Annotated in this window: 17 protein-coding genes and 2 tRNA genes; 8 read left to right on the top strand and 11 right to left on the bottom strand. The window is 50.2% G+C overall.

Annotated features, from left to right (window positions below; genetic code table 11):
* Positions 1–4: 4 nt before the first annotated feature.
* Entirely contained in the window at positions 5–1330 is a 1326-nt protein-coding gene (locus H6868_10480) for a relaxase (protein MCB9989736.1), read from the bottom strand.
* The gene (mobC, locus tag H6868_10475) at positions 1327–1791 is read right to left on the bottom strand and encodes a plasmid mobilization relaxosome protein MobC (GenBank protein MCB9989735.1); all 465 of its coding nucleotides are present in this window, start codon (positions 1789–1791) and stop codon (positions 1327–1329) included. Before mobC ends, H6868_10480 begins: the two co-directional genes overlap by 4 nt.
* A gap of 479 nt (positions 1792–2270) precedes the next feature.
* On the opposite strand from mobC, the gene H6868_10470 reads away from it, so the two are divergent.
* The 5 genes from H6868_10470 to H6868_10450 all read left to right on the top strand — a co-directional run bounded on the left by H6868_10470 (position 2271) and on the right by H6868_10450 (position 5050).
* Positions 2271–2346 (top strand) — tRNA-Glu (locus tag H6868_10470).
* A 164-nt stretch (positions 2347–2510) separates the two neighbouring features.
* A complete protein-coding gene (locus H6868_10465; GenBank protein MCB9989734.1) occupies positions 2511–3734 on the top strand; it encodes an integrase arm-type DNA-binding domain-containing protein in 1224 nt (407 codons plus the stop codon).
* Positions 3707–4444 carry a hypothetical protein gene (locus H6868_10460; GenBank protein ID MCB9989733.1) on the top strand — a complete coding sequence of 246 codons (738 nt, stop codon included), beginning with the start codon at positions 3707–3709 and terminating at the stop codon, positions 4442–4444. The genes H6868_10465 and H6868_10460 overlap by 28 nt, the downstream gene beginning before the upstream one ends.
* A gap of 112 nt (positions 4445–4556) precedes the next feature.
* Complete coding sequence (locus H6868_10455; GenBank protein MCB9989732.1) at positions 4557–4766, top strand: AlpA family phage regulatory protein; 210 nt, start codon at positions 4557–4559, stop codon at positions 4764–4766.
* Positions 4724–5050, top strand: a complete 327-nt coding sequence (locus H6868_10450; GenBank protein ID MCB9989731.1) for a hypothetical protein — start codon at positions 4724–4726, stop codon at positions 5048–5050. The genes H6868_10455 and H6868_10450 overlap by 43 nt, the downstream gene beginning before the upstream one ends.
* Here the strand turns inward: H6868_10450 and H6868_10445 are convergent.
* Positions 5047–5241 (bottom strand): hypothetical protein, encoded by a 195-nt coding sequence (locus H6868_10445; GenBank protein ID MCB9989730.1) that lies wholly within the window; start codon positions 5239–5241, stop codon positions 5047–5049. The genes H6868_10450 and H6868_10445 overlap by 4 nt on opposite strands.
* 671 nt (positions 5242–5912) lie before the next feature.
* On the opposite strand from H6868_10445, the gene H6868_10440 reads away from it, so the two are divergent.
* Positions 5913–6440: a hypothetical protein gene (locus H6868_10440; protein MCB9989729.1), complete on the top strand. Its 528-nt coding sequence runs from the start codon at positions 5913–5915 to the stop codon at positions 6438–6440.
* A 144-nt stretch (positions 6441–6584) separates the two neighbouring features.
* Here H6868_10440 and H6868_10435 read toward each other — a convergent pair whose 3' ends face one another.
* Positions 6585–8117, bottom strand: a complete 1533-nt coding sequence (locus H6868_10435; protein MCB9989728.1) for a hypothetical protein — start codon at positions 8115–8117, stop codon at positions 6585–6587.
* Between the two features lie 145 nt (positions 8118–8262).
* Positions 8263–9252 (bottom strand): SDR family NAD(P)-dependent oxidoreductase, encoded by a 990-nt coding sequence (locus tag H6868_10430; protein MCB9989727.1) that lies wholly within the window; start codon positions 9250–9252, stop codon positions 8263–8265.
* A gap of 106 nt (positions 9253–9358) precedes the next feature.
* Between H6868_10430 and H6868_10425 the strand changes: the two genes are divergently transcribed.
* Positions 9359–10390, top strand: a complete 1032-nt coding sequence (locus H6868_10425) for a YeiH family putative sulfate export transporter (protein MCB9989726.1) — start codon at positions 9359–9361, stop codon at positions 10388–10390.
* On the opposite strand, the gene H6868_10420 is transcribed toward H6868_10425, so the two are convergent.
* From H6868_10420 to H6868_10400, 5 genes are all read right to left on the bottom strand, one after another.
* The gene (locus H6868_10420) at positions 10387–13998 is read right to left on the bottom strand and encodes a PAS domain S-box protein (GenBank protein MCB9989725.1); all 3612 of its coding nucleotides are present in this window, start codon (positions 13996–13998) and stop codon (positions 10387–10389) included. The genes H6868_10425 and H6868_10420 overlap by 4 nt on opposite strands.
* A 558-nt stretch (positions 13999–14556) precedes the next feature.
* Positions 14557–14632, bottom strand: a tRNA-Arg gene (locus tag H6868_10415).
* Positions 14633–14695: 63 nt separating this feature from the next.
* On the bottom strand, positions 14696–15649 hold the full coding sequence (locus tag H6868_10410; GenBank protein MCB9989724.1) for a hypothetical protein: 954 nt from the start codon (positions 15647–15649) through the stop codon (positions 14696–14698).
* 5 nt (positions 15650–15654) lie between these two features.
* Entirely contained in the window at positions 15655–16638 is a 984-nt protein-coding gene (locus H6868_10405; GenBank protein ID MCB9989723.1) for an adenosine kinase, read from the bottom strand.
* A gap of 8 nt (positions 16639–16646) precedes the next feature.
* Positions 16647–17147, bottom strand: a complete 501-nt coding sequence (locus tag H6868_10400; GenBank protein ID MCB9989722.1) for a hypothetical protein — start codon at positions 17145–17147, stop codon at positions 16647–16649.
* 174 nt (positions 17148–17321) lie between these two features.
* Here H6868_10400 and H6868_10395 point away from each other — a divergent pair, with 174 nt between their 5' ends.
* Positions 17322–18209 carry a DMT family transporter gene (locus tag H6868_10395; GenBank protein MCB9989721.1) on the top strand — a complete coding sequence of 296 codons (888 nt, stop codon included), beginning with the start codon at positions 17322–17324 and terminating at the stop codon, positions 18207–18209.
* Between the two features lie 61 nt (positions 18210–18270).
* Here the strand turns inward: H6868_10395 and H6868_10390 are convergent, their stop codons facing one another.
* The gene (locus H6868_10390) at positions 18271–20157 is read right to left on the bottom strand and encodes an O-antigen ligase family protein (GenBank protein ID MCB9989720.1); all 1887 of its coding nucleotides are present in this window, start codon (positions 20155–20157) and stop codon (positions 18271–18273) included.
* Positions 20158–20188 lie beyond the last annotated feature (31 nt).

Genomic DNA, 20188 nt, shown 5'->3' with positions numbered 1-20188 from the left:
AAGGTCAGGGCTCAAAGCTCGGGCCGGGCGGCGTGCGCGGTCTTGATTTCTGTTCTGTTTTCCCAGCGTGTAGGCGGGCGGTGGAGCTGAAGGCTTTCTTGGCTGATGGCGCTTTGTCTGCGCCCATGGCGATATAGGCAGCGATATCGCTGCGGAGCACCCCTAGCTCTCCCAAAGCTGCCTGCCGTGCGGTGACGATGCGTTTTTGTAAGCTGCGGCGCTCTATGCGCTGTTTTTCGACGAGGGCCTGGCGCTCAGCCCGGTCGCGCTGTCCGGCGGCGAGGACCTCGGCTTCGTTTTGGCGGCGGATACGCCAGTATTTACCACTGACGAACTCCCAAGCGGCACGGACGCCGCGAGCGTGCCGCCGCGCACGCTGCTGTGATTCGTCCTGCCAGCGCCGATCCTGCTGACGCTCAATATCCGCACGCTGCGCGTGTTGGCGCTGGACTAGGTCGGCTTTCTGTAAGGAAAGCTCCGCTAAGCGCTTTTGGGCCGTGCTTTCAGTGTCGCGGATGTGTGCTTCTATCGCCGCGGTCATGCGCCGGGCGATGGCCGCTTTGGTCTGGTTAACAGAGGGCAGAACTTTGGGATCGCCAAGCCGGGCTTTCAGCTCTTTGGGCTTTGCATCCGTCCAGCGGGAGAGCGCATAAATCTCGCCCTTGTAATCGAGCGCGACATAGCCACGCCGGTCGCCGCGGGCGAGGAAGAAGCCGCGTTCCTTTAGGGCGGTTTCGAAAGCCTTGCGGGAATCAGAACCGCGCCAGCAGTCCTGAAACAGCGCCTTCAGCGTCCGGGCATCTTGGTTGACCCGCTTGGCCTGTTGCCATTCTTCTCGGCTGAAGGTTGCCGGGTCTTTTTGAAGACCTGTAACGAACCCTTTCGGGAGCTTCCAGCGATTCTCCAAATAGGTTTCCTTGGCGATCGCATATAGATCGCGTTTGAAGAACGGCAGGTTGATCGCCTTCATGGCGTGCGGGTCGATGCGCGACCAGACGCAGTGCGCATGCCGCCGCCCTTCTTTTTCATGAAAGACGATGGCGCGGGGTTGGTTTTCCAGGCCGAGTTTTTTCTCGATCGTTGCGATGGTCTTCTCAAAGACCTCAACCGGGACCGATTCGTCCTCTGGCGGATTGAGGCTCAGCGAGAACAGAAATTTCCGGCATTTGGTGCCCCGGCTGACGGCGTAGGCTTCGTGGAGGGCTTCTGTGAGTTCTTCGGACAAGAATCCGCGGACCTCATGGACCTCGACATGGTCGTTGTCTCTCGATGCCAGCAGATGCCGGGCCAGCTGCTTCGCCCCGCCGCGCTCACTGGCTTTCAGGATCATGGCTTAGGCTCCTCGTGGAGGCCGAGCGCCCGGACTAGGGCAGATTTCATCCAGGAGATATCCCGGCAGGCGCGATGGATAGCGCGCTCCGTCTCGGGCGTTGCCGGGAGTGAACCGGAATTGGCAGCGCGGGCGAGCTGGTTGACGTTATTCGCCAGCTTGGAGCGCCCAAGTACACCGAGCAGCTGGCCCAGCACCTTTTGGTCTTTGACGGGATGGTGATTGCGTGTCCGGCGACGCGCGACAATAGCGTCATCTCCAAAAAGCTGGTCACGGATGAATGCGCCGATCGGCATGCCCCCGGCCAGCTGTTCCAGCCGGGCGCGTTCTTCGAATGTGAAGCGGATCGAAAACGGCTTTGGCCGTCCGCGCTTTTTCTGCGGAACAGGTGAGACCGCGGCTTCAAAGTCGGGCTTCGCCGACCGGATGCTCCAATCCGTTGATTCAGGGCTATAAGGCATATCCAACCTCCTGTTAGACCCGCAACCAAAAGGATTCTAAACTGACTGATATTTCAGTCAGTTAGCCCGCCTATTGCCGTGCGAGAATGTCTTTCGATTGGATAAGTTGGGCAAGGAGGTTGCGAACTCCCGCAACCAAATTTAATCCATTGTCAGCTGTGCTGTGTGATTTAATCCCTAATCGCCCTCCCGCAACCAATTTTTCTAATAAAATCAGCACCTTAACGGGTGCTTATTTTTTATTAATCCCCTCCATGATACAATAAAACCTATCACACAATCCGCGCCTCTTTCGTATCGCAGACATGATACCTGCTGCTCACAAGGTATCGCAATCAGAATGGGGAGGCAAAAATGTTTAATCAGAATTTGCATTTTGAGCTGCCCACGAAAATTTTTAGTTTCTGTGAAAAGAAAGGCTTGATTTTTATAGCTTTTTACCATTATAAAGCACCCAGTCTTTTCAGATTTTCTAGTGCGTCCCGTTCGTCTAGAGGCCTAGGACACCGCCCTTTCACGGCGGCAACACGGGTTCGAATCCCGTACGGGACGCCAAATATCCACACAATACAATCCCAAGAAATCCATAAAACCTAGACAAATAAAGGCTTTTGAGCGATAATTCCTCCAAAACCATCCAAGGGCATCCCATAATTTCTAAGAAAAATGGGGGCCTTTTAGGGGGCTTTTAAAATAACCCGAATTCAGGAGGCCCCCAAATGAAACTCACCGCTAAAGCCTGTGAAGCCGCAAAACCCAAGGACAAAGCCTATAAATTGTTCGATGGTGGGGGCCTTTACCTCGAAGTGAAGCCCCCAAATAGCAAACTATGGCGTATGAAGTACCGTTACCTTGGTAAAGAAAAGAAGCTCTGCATAGGCGAATATCCAACAATCAGCTTGGCTGCGGCAAGAGACCACAGAGAAGAAGCTAAAAAATTGCTAGCAAATGGGCATGACCCCTCCGCTGTAAAACAAGAAATCAAGCAGGAAAAAATCCAAGAGCAAGCTAATACCTTTGAGGCCATAGCCCGTGAATGGCATGAACACAAAAAATCGGAGTGGTCAGAAGTAAACACAAAAACCGTTATCGATCGCTTAGAGCGTGATGTCTTTCCAGAGATCGGTAAATATCCAATCAAGATTATCACCCACAAAATGATTCTAGACCTCGCCAATAGCGTTAAGCAGCGCGGAGCCAATGAATTGGCTAAACGGATCATTCAAATGTGTAGGCATATATATCGCTATGCGATTGTTACAGGTCGAGCCGAAACAAACATTGCAGAAGATTTAAAAGGCATGGTCAAAGCAAAACCCAAAAGCCACTTTGCAGCTATTGAGGCCAAAGAATTACCACAATTTATTTCCGACCTTCGCGATCATAAAGCCAAACTTAATCGTCAAACTTATCTGGCTGTTAATTTTATGATGCTCACATTTGTAAGAACGGGAGAAATGATCGGAGCTAAATGGAGTGAATTTGATTTAGAGCAAAAACAATGGCTCGTTCCCGGCGAACGTATGAAGATGGGTAAGGAACATATCGTCCCGCTTTCACGCCAAGCAATCGAGATTTTAGAAGAGTTGCGCGAATTGCATAATCATCCCATCTATGTGTTTCCAAGCCGAACCAACCGAAGCAACACCATGAGCAACAACACAATCCTTATGGCATTAGATCGTATGGGATATAGAGGAAAAATGACAGGCCACGGTTTCCGTGCATTAGCTATGAGTACAATAATGGAAAAATTAGGCTATCGACATGAAGTGCCGGATGCTCAACTCGCCCACGCCAAGCGCGGAGATGTAGCCAGAGCTTACGACCGTGCGAAGTTTTTGCCAGAACGTGCAAAGATGATGCAAGAATGGGCAAATTATATTGATGGCGTTCAAACATCGAGAGTAATAGAATGGCCAAAGCAGCGGCAAACAGCATAAAAGATATTGGTAACGAGAATTCTTACACCTCTGAATTTTTTGAAGAGTTTTTTCAAAAAATCGGACTTACAGCCCAGTCAGAAAAAGCTGTCCTAAAACGCACTATCATGCTTGCCACACAAGCATATGTCAGAAATTACAGCAATCATGTAAGAGAGCTTCCAGCCCATGAAATAAAAGATAAGCTTGAAAAAACCCTCAAGCACATAAACAAAGCCGCAGACTCGCTTTCCGAAGTCTATACATCAGAATATTACAGTGAAGCCGTAATAAATAACTTGTACGATGTTATTGATAAAAAACACCCAACACTGCATAGCTTGTTAGATCAAATTATACGCTCAACTCATGCCGGTACAATTACCTCTCCTGCTCGCTCCTTCGTTTTATTGGCTGCAATGGCAGACGGAATTGAACAAACGCTTGAAAACTTTGAATCCGAAAACACTCCGAATAAAAGCGAAGCACTTTATCATTGGATCATGATTTTGTCCGCTAAGTTAGAACCGATCCTCGGACGCAAACTTGAACAAAGCCGCTACCACGAAGGCGAATATATATCCAAAAGAGACATCAGCGACTCTGAGCTGCTCTTATTCATTATCAAACAGCTAGATCCAAACGTCACACAGAGCCAAATAGAAACAGCCATCAAAGACACCCACAAAGAACGCCGTGACGCTCCCTGGGATAATTATTTCCCGACGTAGAAAAAAATCCATCTTTTTTGAAAGAGATTTTCCTTCCATCACCTTTATGGAAGCAACCTAAATTCCATTAAAAATATTTGTATCCACTTGAACAAACATAGAAAGGATACAAATGTCAGAACCATCAAAAAAAGAACGCTTTCTCAGATTAACAGACGTTATGGCGCGCACGGGTTTAAGCCGTAGTGCCATTTATCTCAGCATAAGCGAAGGCACATTCCCCAAAAACATCAATTTAAGCGCCCGCTCTGTCGCATGGCTTGAAAGCGAAATTGATACATGGATGCAAGACCGCATCAATCAAAAATCGATCGCTTCTTAAATGCCGTTCTTTCCGAACTTTTTGCATTAGCAATGGAAAAAATTTCAATGAAAAAGATTTTAGACACAAACACACACACTGAAAATTGTATCGAAAAAACACCAGTAAAAGCCATACGAAAGTATTGTTTAGAATGCTGTTTAGAAAAACCGTCCGAAGTTCGGTTATGTGCGGCTAAAAATTGCCATCTATGGCCTTTCCGTATGGGCAAAAATCCATTTCATAGGCGCACGATGACGGATGAACAAAAGCAAAAATTAGCAAGACGTTTAAAAGATGACTAATGCTGCCCAAGTTCTGGTTTCCCTTGCCCAAGCACTAGCAAACCAAAAACTGCTGTAAATGGTGTGAAACAAATTGAAATAAGTACCCATATAACAGTTGATCGGTTTCGAGCCTTTGCCATATCCGCAGGAAGGAATACGTAGAGCCAAAGTGCAACGCCAATGGAAAATAAAACAATTACAAATTCCATGCCGCTCCTTTATATTTCCAGTTATCGAACGCGCTACCAAGAGGAAAATCCTCTGGTAGCCGGGAGTTCGAAACCATCCATCAAAAGAAAAATGGCCGACGGCTTTTAAGCCGAAGCCTTGGACATAGCCGCCGCTCCCGGCCATAAGACCGAAGAGCGGCATCCTGTGATACGTTTCTTGAGAAGCGCATCACTAACGGCTGATGCCAGCCGCTTTTGATGAAGAGGTTTCGAAGCCTCAAGTCTGCATAAATGCAAACCTGATCTGATAGTGCTTTTTATTTGCAAGAAAAGCAAGGGTAATAGAAGTGTGTGTCTCCCCCTTGGGGGACGGAAGGGGGGGAGGACTTAATCTAAACTTGATTATTAAGTCCTAGGTGACGAACAGAAAGGGATAAAATGGCGTGGCAGACAAAATAGAACAAGAGCCCCAATTTAAAAGAAACACGCGCTTAAAATACTCAAAAGCTAGACAAAAAGTCTGCGCTTTTCTAAATCATTAGGGCTGATTGTTCGTTTAACGTCATTTAAAACCTTTGTGAGAAGAGACAGGGTAGTGCCTACCCGGAAGATCAGCAGACCAGTTATCTTACTTGATGTAACTGTACTGACTGACAGGAAAATACAAAAATCCATATACCAAGACCAAAAAACTGTAATAATATAATCACATGGATTTAGTGCTCGGTATTGTTGCAGTTGTTTTTAGTTTTCTTGCCTATATGCATGCAAGAGAACGCTTCCGCTTGGATTTACTCGAAAAGCGCTGGCAAGTTTACGAGAAAGTTTTGGAGTTTTGTAGCCGCGTTACTGAATATGGAGGCCTTCCTAAGCATGGCGATGATGGAGACCGTAATCAGGCAATTATTAACGCTCTTATTGCCGCGAATGAGTCTTTTCGTGGTATAGGATATCACAAAGCCCGTTCTTTATTCGGGCCAGAAATTCATAGAAAATTTGATGAGTTGAGCAAGGCTTATGCGTTCTTTGTTACCTACTCAGATATTTCTCATGACAAAATTGATGAAAAGCATAAAAAGCTGATGTTTGTATGGGAAACGATAAAAGAGTTGCCAGATTTATTTAAGCCCTATGTCTATTTCGGCGACTTCAAGCATTACACTTTCAAAGAACGTGTAGATTTAGCAAAAAGCAAAATACAAGAACTTACTGTGTTCAGAAAAGAAGACATTAAATAGGGGGCTTTATTGGGGGCTTTTGTATTTTTTGCTATTTTATTTTTAAATTAAACCAATAGCTTGTTGTCTGAGTTCGAATCCCGTACGGGACGCCAATTATTTCAATGGCTTAGCAAACACCCCCGCAAAAAAACTGTACCGGTTTTAGGCAATCGTATCCAGCAGGAAGTCGGCTATGGTCGTTCTGGTGAAGCTCAGAGCGACGAACTGGGTGGATTGCCGGACTTGCAGCGCCAGGTATTTGGCGCCTTCTTCGTTCTGGTCGGCGACGGTCAGGTCATCGCTGCCTTCGGTCAGGGTGTTGATGAGTTCGCGTGAGAAATCATCCCGCGTCTGGATAATGTTGAGATCAACAGCCAGTGTGGTTCCAAACTGGCGCGTTTTGAGCAAGGCGTCCCGAATATCGTCGAGAACGTCATCGACATCGGCGACTGAAATAAAGTGCGCGTCGTTCAGGCCCAGACCGTCCCTGGTGAAATCGTCCCCTTCGGTTTCCAGGTAAGACGTGCGGTCTTCGTTGAAATAGGTAATCAGATTTTCGCCGTTCAGAAGGTTTAAGCCGCGGTAATGGCTGTCCCTGACCAGCGGGTCGATATGTTCGAGCAGTGCGTTGTAGCGGGCGGATAGAGCTTCGGCCTGTTCCAGCCATGTTGCTTCATAACGCGCAGCGATCGTGTTTTCGCTCAGGACGCTGTTATAGATCGCGACGTCAGAGATCCGTCCGTTGAAATAAAGGCCCGTACCGTTGATTGAGCCGTCATGATACCAGGAATCCTGGCTCATCCTGCCAATAGAAATGTCAGCGCTGTGAGAAGGGAAGATTGCGTTGACGGATGTATCTATGCCGATGCGTTCACCGTTCAGGAAGCCTTTGAATTCACCGTTCGGGTAATCGAAGGTCAGGGCCAGATGGTATGTCTTTCCCTGTTCGATGGGGGCGCTGATCTGCGCCGGTCCCCAGGCGCCCTGGTCGCGGGCTGTGACGTAGACCCGGCCATTGTAAACGTATGTGGTAATACTGTTAACGTTGCCGCCTTCTTCGTAAAGAACCTGACGATTGGTTATGTCGTTGGCATTAAATATAAGCTCCATGGAGCGTTCGGCGTGTGCAGACAGGTTTAATTCAGCGTTGTCCGGGATCAGGACGGCCTGATTTGTTCCGTTAAATTCAGGGATGACATCGCCGCCGCCTGCATAGAGGGGATCGCTTCCCAGAGTTGGCGAGCCTGTATAGGTGCCATTAATAGCTGTTCCGACGCTGCCGAGGTTCGTGGCGGTAACCCCCGACGTTTCGTTCAGGCGCCAGTATGCCACGGGATCGTCGGCCAGAATCAGCTCACTTAGATTCGAATCGAGTGTTTGCATGGTTTGACGGATTTCGAGAGCCTCGGTTTCGATCTGGTTGAGCAGACGCGAAATCGCGGTCAGCCCGTCATCGGCGACTTTGAGGGCCTGGATGTTCTGGCCGATTCCATCCAGCAGGCGGGCTAGATCGTTGCTGCGATTGATCAGGGCGCGGGATGCAAAGAAATTCTGGGGGTTGTCCAGTGCGGAAATGACTTTTTTACCGGTGGCAAGCCGTAATTGCACGTCATCCATCGTTCGCGCCGTTTTTTGCAACGCGAAGAGTTGCCCCCGTAAGACAGGGGTTAGGATGTTGTTTACACTGCCAACCATACAGAATCCTTCTGCTTTATGACAATCCTTGCCATTCAACCATATATACTAAAGGAAATCCGTTACGAAATGTATAACGAACTGTATGGAAAGCTTTGTTTCCTGTGTATGGCTTTGTGAAAGCGATTGGATGTAGCTTTATGCGCTACATCTTGTAATAGTCCTTGAACCAGGCAATGAAGCGGGGGATGCCTTCGGCAATGGTGGTCTGGGGAACGTATCCGGTCAGGGCGTTTGTTTCCTTGATGTCGGCGTAAGTTTCGCGGACGTCGCCGGGCTGCATGGGCAGATATTCGATGTCGGCTTTTTTGCCCAGTTCCTGTTCGATCATGCCGATGAAATCCATCAGTTTTTCGCTGCGGTGATTGCCGATATTGAGCAAACGGCAGGGAACATCCGCGCTTTCTTTTGTCTCTGGCGGGGTGTCGAGCGTGGCGATCACGCCATCGACAATGTCGTCGATATAGGTGAAATCGCGCTTCATGTCGCCGTGGTTAAAGACCGGGACTTTTTGCCCTTCGGCGATGGCTTTGGCGAAAATGAACGGCGCCATATCCGGGCGACCCCACGGGCCGTAAACGGTGAAAAACCGTAGCCCCGTTTGCGGCAGCCGGTAGAGGTGGCTGTAGCTGTAGCTCATTAATTCGCCGCTGCGTTTGGTGGCAGCATATAGTGATTGCGGGGTGTTGACTTCGTCCTCGATCGAAAACGGCATTTTGGTGTTGCCGCCATATACCGAAGAGGAGCTGGCATAAACCAGATGTTCGAATCCTGCGGTGTGACGGCACATTTCGAGGATTGTCAGGTGTCCCATGCAATTACTCTGGACATAGGAATAGGGATCTTTGAGCGAATAGCGCACCCCGGCTTGCGCGGCGAGGTGAACGACCCGTGTGAAGGGGCCGTGTTCACGCCAAAGCGTTTCCATGCCGCTACGGTCGGCAATATCGCCTTCGCGAAAGGTGAAGTGTTCGAAATTGTCGAGCTGTTGCAGCCGCGCCTGTTTCAGGGCTGGATCGTAATAGTCATTCATATTGTCGATGCCGACGACGGCTTCGCCCCGTTGCAATAACCGCAGGGCGGTGTGAAAGCCGATAAACCCGGCAGCGCCGGTGACCAGAACAGGTTTGCTCATAGTATTTCTTTCCTTTCGTCCAGACAGAAATACCCGATATTGCCGCAAGATGCGAGGGGCAATTGGCTTGGCATTCACGGTCGGCATGTATATAAAGGCGGGCATGATGACTTTTATTGAAAAATATGGCGATACTGCCAAGGGTGTTTTGTTTGTGGCCGTGTTTGCCGCGGCCGCGACCTATATAGCGGACTTGCCATTTTTTACTCATTTGCATCTCAGCCCCTTGATTATCGGGCTTGTTATGGGGATTGCTTATGCCAATACGCTGCGCAACCGGCTTCCGGCAGCGTGGACGCCCGGAATTATTTTCTCGACCAAAAGGATATTGCGGCTGGCGATTATCTTTTATGGTTTCCGGATTACGTTTCAGGACATTTTGTCCGTGGGGGCCGCCGGTATTGCCGTCAGTATTTTAATGGTGGGCTTGACCTTTATCATTGGTTATCTGGTCGGGACGCGGCTGTTTAAAATCGACCGGGATACGACCATTCTGACCTGTGCCGGGAGTTCCATTTGCGGCGCGGCGGCGGTTCTGGCGACGGAATCCGTTCTTAAGGCGGCGCCTTACAAGGGGGCTGTGGCTGTCGCGACGGTTGTTCTGTTCGGGACGATCGCCATGTTCCTGTACCCGTTTATGTATCGGATGGGGCTTGTTCCCCTGACTCCGGAAGATATGGGGATTTACATTGGTGGCTCGGTCCATGAGGTTGCGCATGTGGTGGCGGCGGGTAATGCTATCGGGCCGGAGGCTGCCGACCCGGCCGTGATTGTCAAAATGATCCGGGTTTTACTGATTGCCCCGTTTTTGCTGATTTTGGGATTTTGGCTGGTGAAAACGGGAACAGTGGATGATACAGAAGGGCGCCAGTCAATTGTTATTCCCTGGTTTGCGATTTTGTTTATCGGTGTGGCTATATTTCATTCATTCGCTTTATTGCCGACGGCGGCTGTAGGTACGATCAATGCCGTGGATACGTTTGCTCTGACGATGGCGATGAGTGCTCTGGGGATGGAAACCAACGCCGCCAAATTCAAGGGCGTGGGGTTGCGGCCCATATATCTGGCGGCTTTTTTGTTTGTTTGGCTGATCTTTGGCGGTTATGGTCTTACCGTGCTGGCGACGACACTTTTCTAGCCCTTCATATATGTATCCAGTTTGGCTGTGAACAAATCGTATTCGGCCATGAGATCTTTGAAGATTTTGTCGGCGTCCTTTGTTTCACCGCCTTTGCCCATTTTTTCCAGTTGCAGGCACAGGTCGGACAAAACGGAAGCACCGGCCTGACCCGTAATGGACTTCAGGGCATGGGCGGCTTCACCGATTTCCGCGGCATCGCCGTTTTTTATTCCCTTTTTGATGCTCTTGACTTGTTCTGCGGCATCTTTAAGCGTGAGAGAAACAAACTTTTCCAGCCGTTCCGGTGAACGTCCGGCCAGCATATCCATAAAGGTACTGTCAAAGCCGGCCCATGAATCGAGGTCGGCTGTCTTTTTCTTTTTGGAAGCCGGTTTTTTCGTTGTCTTTTTAACGGCCTTCTTTTTAGCGGTTTTTTCCTGCGGGCGTTCGGCTGTTTCTTTTTCCAGCCATGCTTGTAAAGTCGAAACGAGATCTTCTTGTTTTACCGGTTTAGGCAGGAACCCGTTCATCCCGCAGGCATAGCATTTGTCTATATCTTCTTTGAAGGCATTGGCGGTCAGGGCGATGATCGGGATATCGGGGATGTCGGAACGGTTGCGAATAGCTTTTGTCGCGTCATAACCGTTCATAACGGGCATGTTGCAATCCATCAGGATCAGGTTATAGGCGCTCCCGTTTTTATCGAGCGCTTCCAGAGCTTCCTGACCGTTTTCGGCGATATCAACGGTGCAGCCGATTTGTTCGAGCATGTCGGTAACGACGAACTGGTTGGTGGGGACGTCCTCGACGAGTAAAATGTGCCCTGTAAACCGGCTGTTCATATCAATACTATGGGCCTTTATGGCTTCCTGAGCTTCCGTTTTGTCTGCGATTTTCAGGTCTGCGGTAAACCAGAAAGTCGAGCCTTTGCCCAGTTCACTTTCCACGCCAACGTTGCCGTCCATCATGGCGACGAGGGCTGTGCAAATCGCTAGTCCCAGACCGGTCCCCAGAATTTTAGTGTGCATGCTCTCTATCCGGGTGAATTTTTCAAAGACTGAGTCTTTCATGTTTTCCGGGATGCCGGTCCCTGTGTCCGTTACAGCCATTTTTAGGGTGGCAGTTTTTTTGTTCGTTTTTTCCAGAGTGACATCAATGGTCACACTTCCCTTTTCAGTATACTTGATCGCGTTGCTGGTCAGGTTTGAAGCAATTTGACGTAGGCGCGTATAATCACCAATCAGGATTGGAGGTACGTCAGGGGCGATATTGAGCGTAAATTCCAGCCCTTTTTCGTCGGCGGGCTGACGGAAAAGTTCGTAAACATCATCAAACACTGATTGCGTTTCAAAGGGTGATGGGGTTAGCGAAAATTTCCCGGCTTCGATTTTTGAATAGTCCAGAATATCGTTCAGCAGGGTCAGGAGGACGTCGCCGGATTGCGCGATGGTTTGTACATATTTGTTTTGTTTTTCATTGAGTTCCGTATTTTTCAGCAAGCTGGCGGTGCCGATGATGCCGTTCATCGGGGTACGGATTTCGTGGCTCATACTGGCCAGGAATTCACTTTTGGCTTTTGTAGCATTTTCAGCGGTTTCCCGCGCTGTTTTTAGTTCTTGTTCGTATTTTTTATGTTCGGTAATGTCGCGAAGAACGGCTGTGAATAGGCGGTTACCTTCAATCTCGATATCACTAACCGCCAGATAAATCATAGTGGATGAACCGTCTTTTTTCAAAGCGCTGACCTCGCGGCCAATGCCGATAATCCCGGAATCTCCGGTTTTGATGTAATTCTGGATATAGCTGTCGTGGTTTGCTTTATGTATTTCCGGGACAAGCAAAGAAACATTCTGGCCAATGACCTCTTCGGCGCTCCAACCGAAGATATCTTCACAGGCCTGATTGTACTGTTCGACGATACCATCTGTGTTAATGGTGATAATGCCGTCGGCGGCTCTTTCCAAAATGGCGGTCAGCCGTTTCTGATAACTTATAGCTTCTCGCTCATTCAATTTTTCAGTGGTGATGTCTGATAACGAACCAGCCATACGGACAACTTGTCCCTCGGCGTTTTTGACGGCGCCGCCCCGTGCTCTGAAATTGTGGTACTCGCCTTGTGCCGTTCTTAAGCGAAACTCTACGTCAAAGGGGGCGGCCTCCGGGTTGTGGAGGTGATCTTCAATTGATTTCCGGGTGTATTCGCTGTCTTCCGGGTGCAGGGCTCCTATAAAGGAATCCAGAATGCCGGGGAAATCCTTTTCATTGTCCGGCTCATAGCCCAGCAAATGCCGGAAACGCGGTGAATAAAACACTTCGTTCGTTGTAACGTTCCAGTCCCAAAGACCATCCGACGTCCCGTCTATCGCTAAAGCCAGCCGTTCTTCATTTTCGGCCAGTGCGACCAGCACTCTTTCCGAGTCTTTCCGGGCCTGGAGCATCATTTCTTCGGCTTTTTTCCGGGCATTTATATTCGACAATGTTCCTGTCAAGCTTAAAGGGCAGCCGTTTTTATCACTTTGAACGCGGGCGCGGGCGCTAACCCAAATATAGCCTCCGAAAAACAGCTTAATGCGAAACTCTATATCAAAGGATTGATGCTGGATGGTGTGTCTTAGGTAAGCGCGGATCAGGCGGAATTTGTCATCCGGATGAACCCGTTGTATGAACTCTGAGATTGTTTTGGGAAGTTTTTCAAGACTGTCCGTGCCGAACAGGCTGTGTGACCATCCTCCCCAGTAGATGTCATCTTTTATAATGTTCCATTCCCATACCGCCATGTTGGCCGCTTTGACGGCCATGTTATAGCGTTCTTCACTGTTTCGCAGCGACTGAAATGTTTGCTGCAGCTCGTGAGCCTGTTTATCTATATCGAATTTCATTTTTTGAAAATTACGGGCGATTTCTCCGATCTCTCCGCTTTCGTGGACCGGGAGCGAGAAGTTGGTACTGTTTAGACTGTATGTTTTGGCGGCGTCTGCGATTTGTTTCAGAGGGCGGGAGATTTGCCGAGAGAAGATAAAGGACAGCATGAGGCCGGCTGCGATCAGGAAACTGGTGATCCAGATGGTTTGGTTTTTTAGTTTGGTGATGGCTAGAGATATTACGCTGTCCGGCAATTCCAAACAAATTCCCAGAAAACGTTCGGGAACCATGGGGTCATAGAAGGTCTTTTCGCACTGAATGACGTTATCGGGTGTTTGGTACCGGATCGGTTGGTCAGCTGTGCTTTGTTCTATGGCGGCAGCGAGGGCGGGGGATAGCTGGGCGATCGTATCCGTTTGTCCAAATTCGAAGGAAAACGCCTTTTGCGGATCGGGGTGTGATAAGAAACGAAGATGCTCATCAATGACGTAAAGATTACTGTGAAGCGGCGTTTCCTGTGCAAATCGTGAAAGAGTATTTTTTATCGATACATTGATAACGAGAACCCCAAACAGTTTGTTTTCCAGTGTGTACAGAGGGATAGAACCCCGCAGGACGGGTTTATGTGGAGTCTCTATTTGGCCAAATTCTTTATTCAGAGTTATTTCGGATAAATATACTTTTTCGGGAGGAAGTTTTATGGCTTCCTTGAAATAGTCATTCTCTCCCTTTGTCTGTAGAGATGGTTCAGGTACAACGTCCACCGGTCCGTTTAATTCGTGACGTTGGATTTTGACTATCTCTTTTCCGCCATTCTCGATGCCAATGAATCGTGCTTGCAGATAATGAGGCCGGGTATGAAGAAGGTTTTCGAGTACGTTTTGCAGAACAACTTTGTAATCTTCTGTTTTTTCTTTGTTTTCGGCGGTTTCTAGTTTCTGGATAACAGGTAGATGTGAAAGAAAGAGCAAATCTTTGGTGAGAAACGAGACTTCATCAGAAAAATAGTGGCTTTCTGTATCTATATTTTTGAAAAGGTTGTTTAATTCCTGCTCTTTCAGCGCCTCTTCACTTTGGTGAAAGATGGAGTAGCTGACAGTTCCCGCTGTGATTAAGACAGTAAGTCCTATGAAAAGGCTGATTTTATATCTGATGCTGAGGTATTTTTTAATCATAATCCGAGCTTTTTCAGTAAACGCAAATAAAAACAATCAGGAAGGCGGATAAATACAGAATATCCAGAAGTTGCATTATAATACAGGATCGGTCTGACTGAAATAAGGCTGGGTAAAAAAATGCCGAATAAGGTCGCAAGAGGCGCATGGCGCGCCCGAAGGGATTCGAACCCCTGACCTCTGCCTCCGGAGGGCAGCGCTCTATCCACTGAGCTACGGGCGCATGCAGGCGTAAGAGCCTTTGCGAGGTGATCTGATACCAGAAATAAATGCGAAGCGCAAACAGTTATGGGCGAAAACGGTATTTTGCTTCTGCGCCCAGCCAATTCTGGAAGGCGTTTCCTGTCAGCCATTCGCGGGCGGCGTTATCTTCCCTTAGATAGCTATCCCAAAAGGCCAGAGAAGAGATTTTTATGATGTCTTCGTGAAGCTTGCGTTTGGGGTTGTCGGCGAGCTTGCCCCGGCTGCCGGCGAAGACCATGTGATCGCCGTCTTCGAGGATCAGCATATGCTGGTCCGGGCCGCCGCTGAGGTTGAATATATCAAAGCGTCTTTCCGCCCCGTAGCCCTCAATGGGGCTTTCATCAGCGGTGCCGGTCATATGTAACAGCGGTAATTTGATGGCGCCGTAAATTTCGCTTTCCGGGGCCAGTTTGCACACGGTCGGGATCGGGCTATAGGCAATCCCCGCCTTAAACCGCGGTTCATACAGGCTTTGTAATTCCGTTTTTCCAAAAAGCTGCCCGGCCATGACCTGGGTCGTGTTCGCGCCAAAAGAATGGCCGGACATCCCCATGATGCCAAGATTCATATGTTCCCCGACATCCGGGTGTGTTTCGATCCATGCTGGAAGGCTGTCGAGGACAAACGGGATGTCACGGTAGCGGTTTTTAACATCGTCGCCGGATATTTTCGCGGCGCGGATGGCATCCCACGGGTGGCCGGGTTTGCCCTGCCATAACGACAGATCTGTTCCGGCGTGCTGGACATGGACGACGGCGTAGCCGTGCGACGCCAGAAAACGGCCAATAAAAGCCGCCCCGTCGCGGCTGCCACCCAACCCATGCGACCAGACGATCACCGGCAAATGATTCAGACTGTGAGCGACGGGGTAGTAAATTTTAATGGGGACGATCCGGTTATCACGCGCTGGATCAATCAATTCGTCGCGGGCGATGAGGACTTTGTGCGGTTCGTGATCGGCGGCAATATTATCGTGCCATAATGAAGGGCCGGGCATCGCGGTTAGCCTGCTTTTACAGCGCGGGCGCCGGGGATTTTCAGGCTCTCGGTGGCGAATTCGATTCCCAGTTCGCAGCAGCGCCGTTTATCGTGGTTTTGCAGCAGGCCGTGCATGAAACCGGCGGCGCAGTAATCGCCGGCGCCGACCGTGTCTATTATGGTATCGAAATCAATATCGGGCGCTTTGAGGTCAAAGCATTCATCTTTTGATATGAAGCTCAATCCGTGGGCGCCTCTGGTGATAATAAAATCGCAGTCCATATCTATGGCCTGGGACTGCAGCCCCGCGTTTTCATCCGTGCCGAACAGGGATAAAAACTCAAAATGATTACCAATCAGGGTGCAATGCCGTGCCCGCAAAATTTCGAATATGTGTGACTTGTAGGCAGACAGATAGGCTGAATCGACGATATTGATGACCAGTTCGTTATTCTCGTCGGGCAGGGCGCTTTCAAGCATTGAAAGCAGGTTTACGCCGCTTTTGTCCTGAATGGTGGCCAGATAAGCTTCGGCATAGACGATCCGGGGGCAATGTGCTGAAAAGTCGGGTAAATCTTGCTCTTCCAGTTGCCATGCGGCGGCATCGGCGCAATATAAAAAGCTCTGTTCTTTATCGGGGGTGACCAGAACGAGGCATAACGACGTGTCTTTTCCGGCCTCTGGCGGTGTATCGAAATGAACGCCCGTGCTTTTGAAAGCATCCCGGAACGACTGGCCATGTGCGTCATCACCGACTTTGCCGATAAAGGAGACTTTGTGGCCGTGTGATGCCAGACTGGCCGCCGTGTTGGCAGCCGATCCGCCGGGAATATAAGAAACATCTTCCAGTTGCTCTGCTATGCGCGAGAGGAGACGGCCGGATATGGCGACGGTTGTTCCCTTGCGGGCGCCGCAGCGGTTCAGGAAATCCTCGTCGATATAGGCCAGAGCATCCATATTCGCCAGCCCCAACAAGACGACTTCAGACGAATCGGGGATGATGCTCATGAGCGCTCCTATTTTTTACGGAACTGGTCGAGAGAAATAACTTCACCGGTTTTGTCGGCGCCGCTGTCTCCGTCCCCGTCGTCCTCGTCGTCAGGCTCACCGGGCGGGAAATCGTCGGGGTCGAAATCCGGGCCGCTGTCTTCGGTGATGGGTTGGAACTGCAGGGCGAAATTCACCGACGGATCGGCAAAGATGCTAATGGCGCCCAGCGGGATCACCAGTCGTTCCGGTACGTTATTAAAGGATAAGGTGACATTCATTTTCTCGGCATCGACGGCCAGATCGTAAAACTGGTACTGTAAAACAATCGTCATTTCACCGGGGTAGCGGTCACGCAGGTAATCGGGCATTTCCACGCCCGGATAATCCGTCATGAAGGTGATATAAAAATGGTGATCGCCCGGAAGGCTGCTTTGATCCATAACCTCCTCAATGGCTTGCCGCACTACGCCGCGCAGCGCCTTTTCCACCATTTTATCGTACCGCAGAATGTCGTCGTTTTCGGTCATTGTTCGTCCGGTTGTTGGTAACAGGGATGCCGGATCGCCGCCAGCGGCAAAACGGTCTGTCCCCCCTTGATTCGCATATTTCGCATCCACAGTATAGAGAAATCCACACCCGATCCACAAGGCTGCATATATAATTGTAGAAAAGAAAGGCGGGGAGCTGTATAGGCTGGGGGCATGAAGATAAAAGCCGATAATAAATTATTCGCTATTTTTGCCGTGATGACGGGGTACAGTTCTTTTGCGCTGGGGGATGCTGTGTTCAAGCATTTGAGCGCTGTTTACAGTGTTCCGCAGCTTGTTGTGATGCTGGGAACATTTTCGTTTCTTATATATATGGTGCTTTCCCCGGTCCTTGGTGGTTTGCAGTCGGTTGTCGGAAGTCAAAACAAGAAACTGCATTTGATTCGCGGTTTTTTAATTATGGGACAGCTCATTACGATTATTTACGCCTTTTCCCAGCTGCCGATGGTGACCGTTTATGCGCTGGTCTTTGTGGCGCCGGCCTTTACGGCGTTGTTGGCGATACCGTTGCTGGGTGAAAAACCGGATTTAACCCGCTGGTTGGTGGTTTTGTTCGGGTTCCTCGGGGTTCTTGTGATCTTGCGTCCCGGCATGGTGCCGTTCGATCTTGCCAGCTTTGCAACGCTTGCCTCGGCCTTTTTTATATCGCTGGCCAATATCATGGTGCGTAAGATCGGCGGGCAGGAAACGCCGTTTGCTTTTGCGTTTTACACCCAGATCGTGGTGTTGCCGTTGGCTGCGATGGCGATGATCCCTTCTTTTGTCATGCCGGACGTGGAGGCGATGGGGTGGTCCGCTGTCGGGGGCTTTTTAAATGCTATGGGGATGCTGGGATTGATTCTGGGGTTTAGCCGGGCGCCAGCTTCGAGCGTGGCGTCGTTCCATTACATCCAGATTTTATGGGGGGTGGTTCTGGGGTATTTGCTGTTTAGCGATATTCCCGATGCTCTGACTCTGGTCGGTGCCGGCATCATTATTGCCAGCGGCTTGTGGCTGATCCGTCATGAGCACAAGAATATTCCCGATCTTTCCGGTTCCTGAGATTAACACTGAAATAGAGGGTTTTTCGCAGTGCGTATCACGGGGTACGTACCTCATAATTTTATTTGTTTTTCAGGGATTGCGAGAGCTTTATGAGTGCTGCATTTGTCGTTTTCGGGTCACCAAGCTCTGTCGCAAGGGTGGCTGTTGTCTGGTAATACGGGACCGGATCATAGGCCGCAACCGGCCAATGCAGGCCTGCCCTTAATATCTCAAGCGCCTTTTCTTTTTGGTCTTGTTGCAGATTCAGATGGGCCACCAGCATGCGGGAGGGCAGGTGCATGGGGGTGAGCGCGAGGGCATGGGACGCGGTTTTAAGGGCTTCCCCATCATGGCCCGTTATTTTTTGCAGGCGGGCGCGGTAATAGTAGGTTGTGACCAGTTGCGGATTATTTTCTTCGGCGCGCTGTAAGAGCTTTTCGGCTTGATCGGACAATGATTGTCTCTCCAGAGGCGACATATGTGCGCCTTTTTCTTCAAGAATGGTCAAGGGGACGGCGGCGGCCTGTGTATATGCGCGGGCATTTTTATAAAATCCGGCGCTGTTGGCGCGGTTAATGGCATCGGAGAATTTTTCGGTTTGGCCACGTTGCAGATAGATTTTTCCTTTTTCTACCAGATAGTTACTGGTTAAAAAGCCCTGCAAGGCAAAGAGCAGGATGCAAAGTGGAACAAGAAGTGCGGTGGCTTTGGCCGTACTGAAGGCTCTGACAGGGAGGGGCGCGGGGTGGTCTTCGCTTTTTGGCTCTGTCAGTTGTAGCCATGTGCCGAGCATCCCCCCGGCCAGCGCCAGTATCGGGGGGCTGTAGAGGTCAAAGCTGATGTGGCTGTGGGCGATCATGCTGCCCAGTGCGCAGAAAAGAGCTGCCGGATAAAGGGGTTCCGGTCTGCTTTCCGTGTTTTTGGGCCGGGCCTTGATCATCCGCCATCCGGCGAAAAGCAAGAAGGCGTAAAACAGCGCCGGGGCCATCATCCCCATTTCCGACCAGAATTGCAGCGGGTCGCTGTGGGCCATATAGCCGCCCGAGTAAATTTCCGCCGGGCGCCGGACTTCCGGGTAATACAGGAAAAACGAACCAATCCCGGTTCCCGACAAAGGGCGTTCTTTTATTATATCGCCTGTCGCGCGCCAGATATCAATGCGGGCGGCGCGGCTTTTTTCTTCGGCGGCGAATATCTGTGGTATTTCTGTGAGCAGGCTTTTGCTTTTGGGGGATTGCCACTGGGATAGGCCGGTGAATAAAAATCCGACGATCAAAAGGGCGCCAAGGCAGCGCTTATGCCGGGCCAGATGCGTGCGTGCCATAAACAAGAACAGGCCCAGCATCGGCACAAGCGCCAGAAAAACGCCGCGGCTGGCGATGACGATCAGGGCGGCGACCAGCAAGGCGGCCAATCCCAATCCCGCGCTACGCTCTTCCTTTCGGGGGGCGCCCATCATAACGGCCATAGCCGGGAACAGGCCAAGGCCAAGCAAGGCGGCGTAGCTGTTAGGGTTCTGGAACGGGTGGCGAACTTCGCCGCGAACCAGATAATCGGGTAAGAAAAAGAACTGAACCAGCGCCCACAGCGATAACCCGGCAAGGATCATCCCGCCGCCCAGGGCGATGATGCGCCGGGCGCCCGGCGGTGCCGTGACAAGGGCGATGACGCTTAAGGGTAGCAGGCTGAAGGTGCCAAAGGCAATCGTGCTAACCAGAAGCGAAGGCGCCCAGAAAATACTGGCCAGACAGAGCAGCCAGAATACCCCGGCGACAATCATGAGGGGCGACAAGAAAAGGCGTGTCTGCTCTTTCCCCGCGCCGCCCAGACCCAGAACCGCGGCCAGCCCGGTACAGGCGACTGCGCCAAACCGCGCCGCTTCATAGGGTTCAACCAGAGGCAGGCTCAGGAAAAATCCGGCGAGCCACAGAATCGCAATCGAAAGGGATAAAGTTTTTTCGTTCATGAAAGAGAGCTTACAGCCTTGTTTTTAAGGC

This window comes from Rhodospirillales bacterium, assembly GCA_020638175.1.
GTDB lineage: Bacteria > Pseudomonadota > Alphaproteobacteria > Micavibrionales > Micavibrionaceae > JACKJA01.
This window is presented reverse-complemented; position numbering and strand designations above follow the sequence as displayed.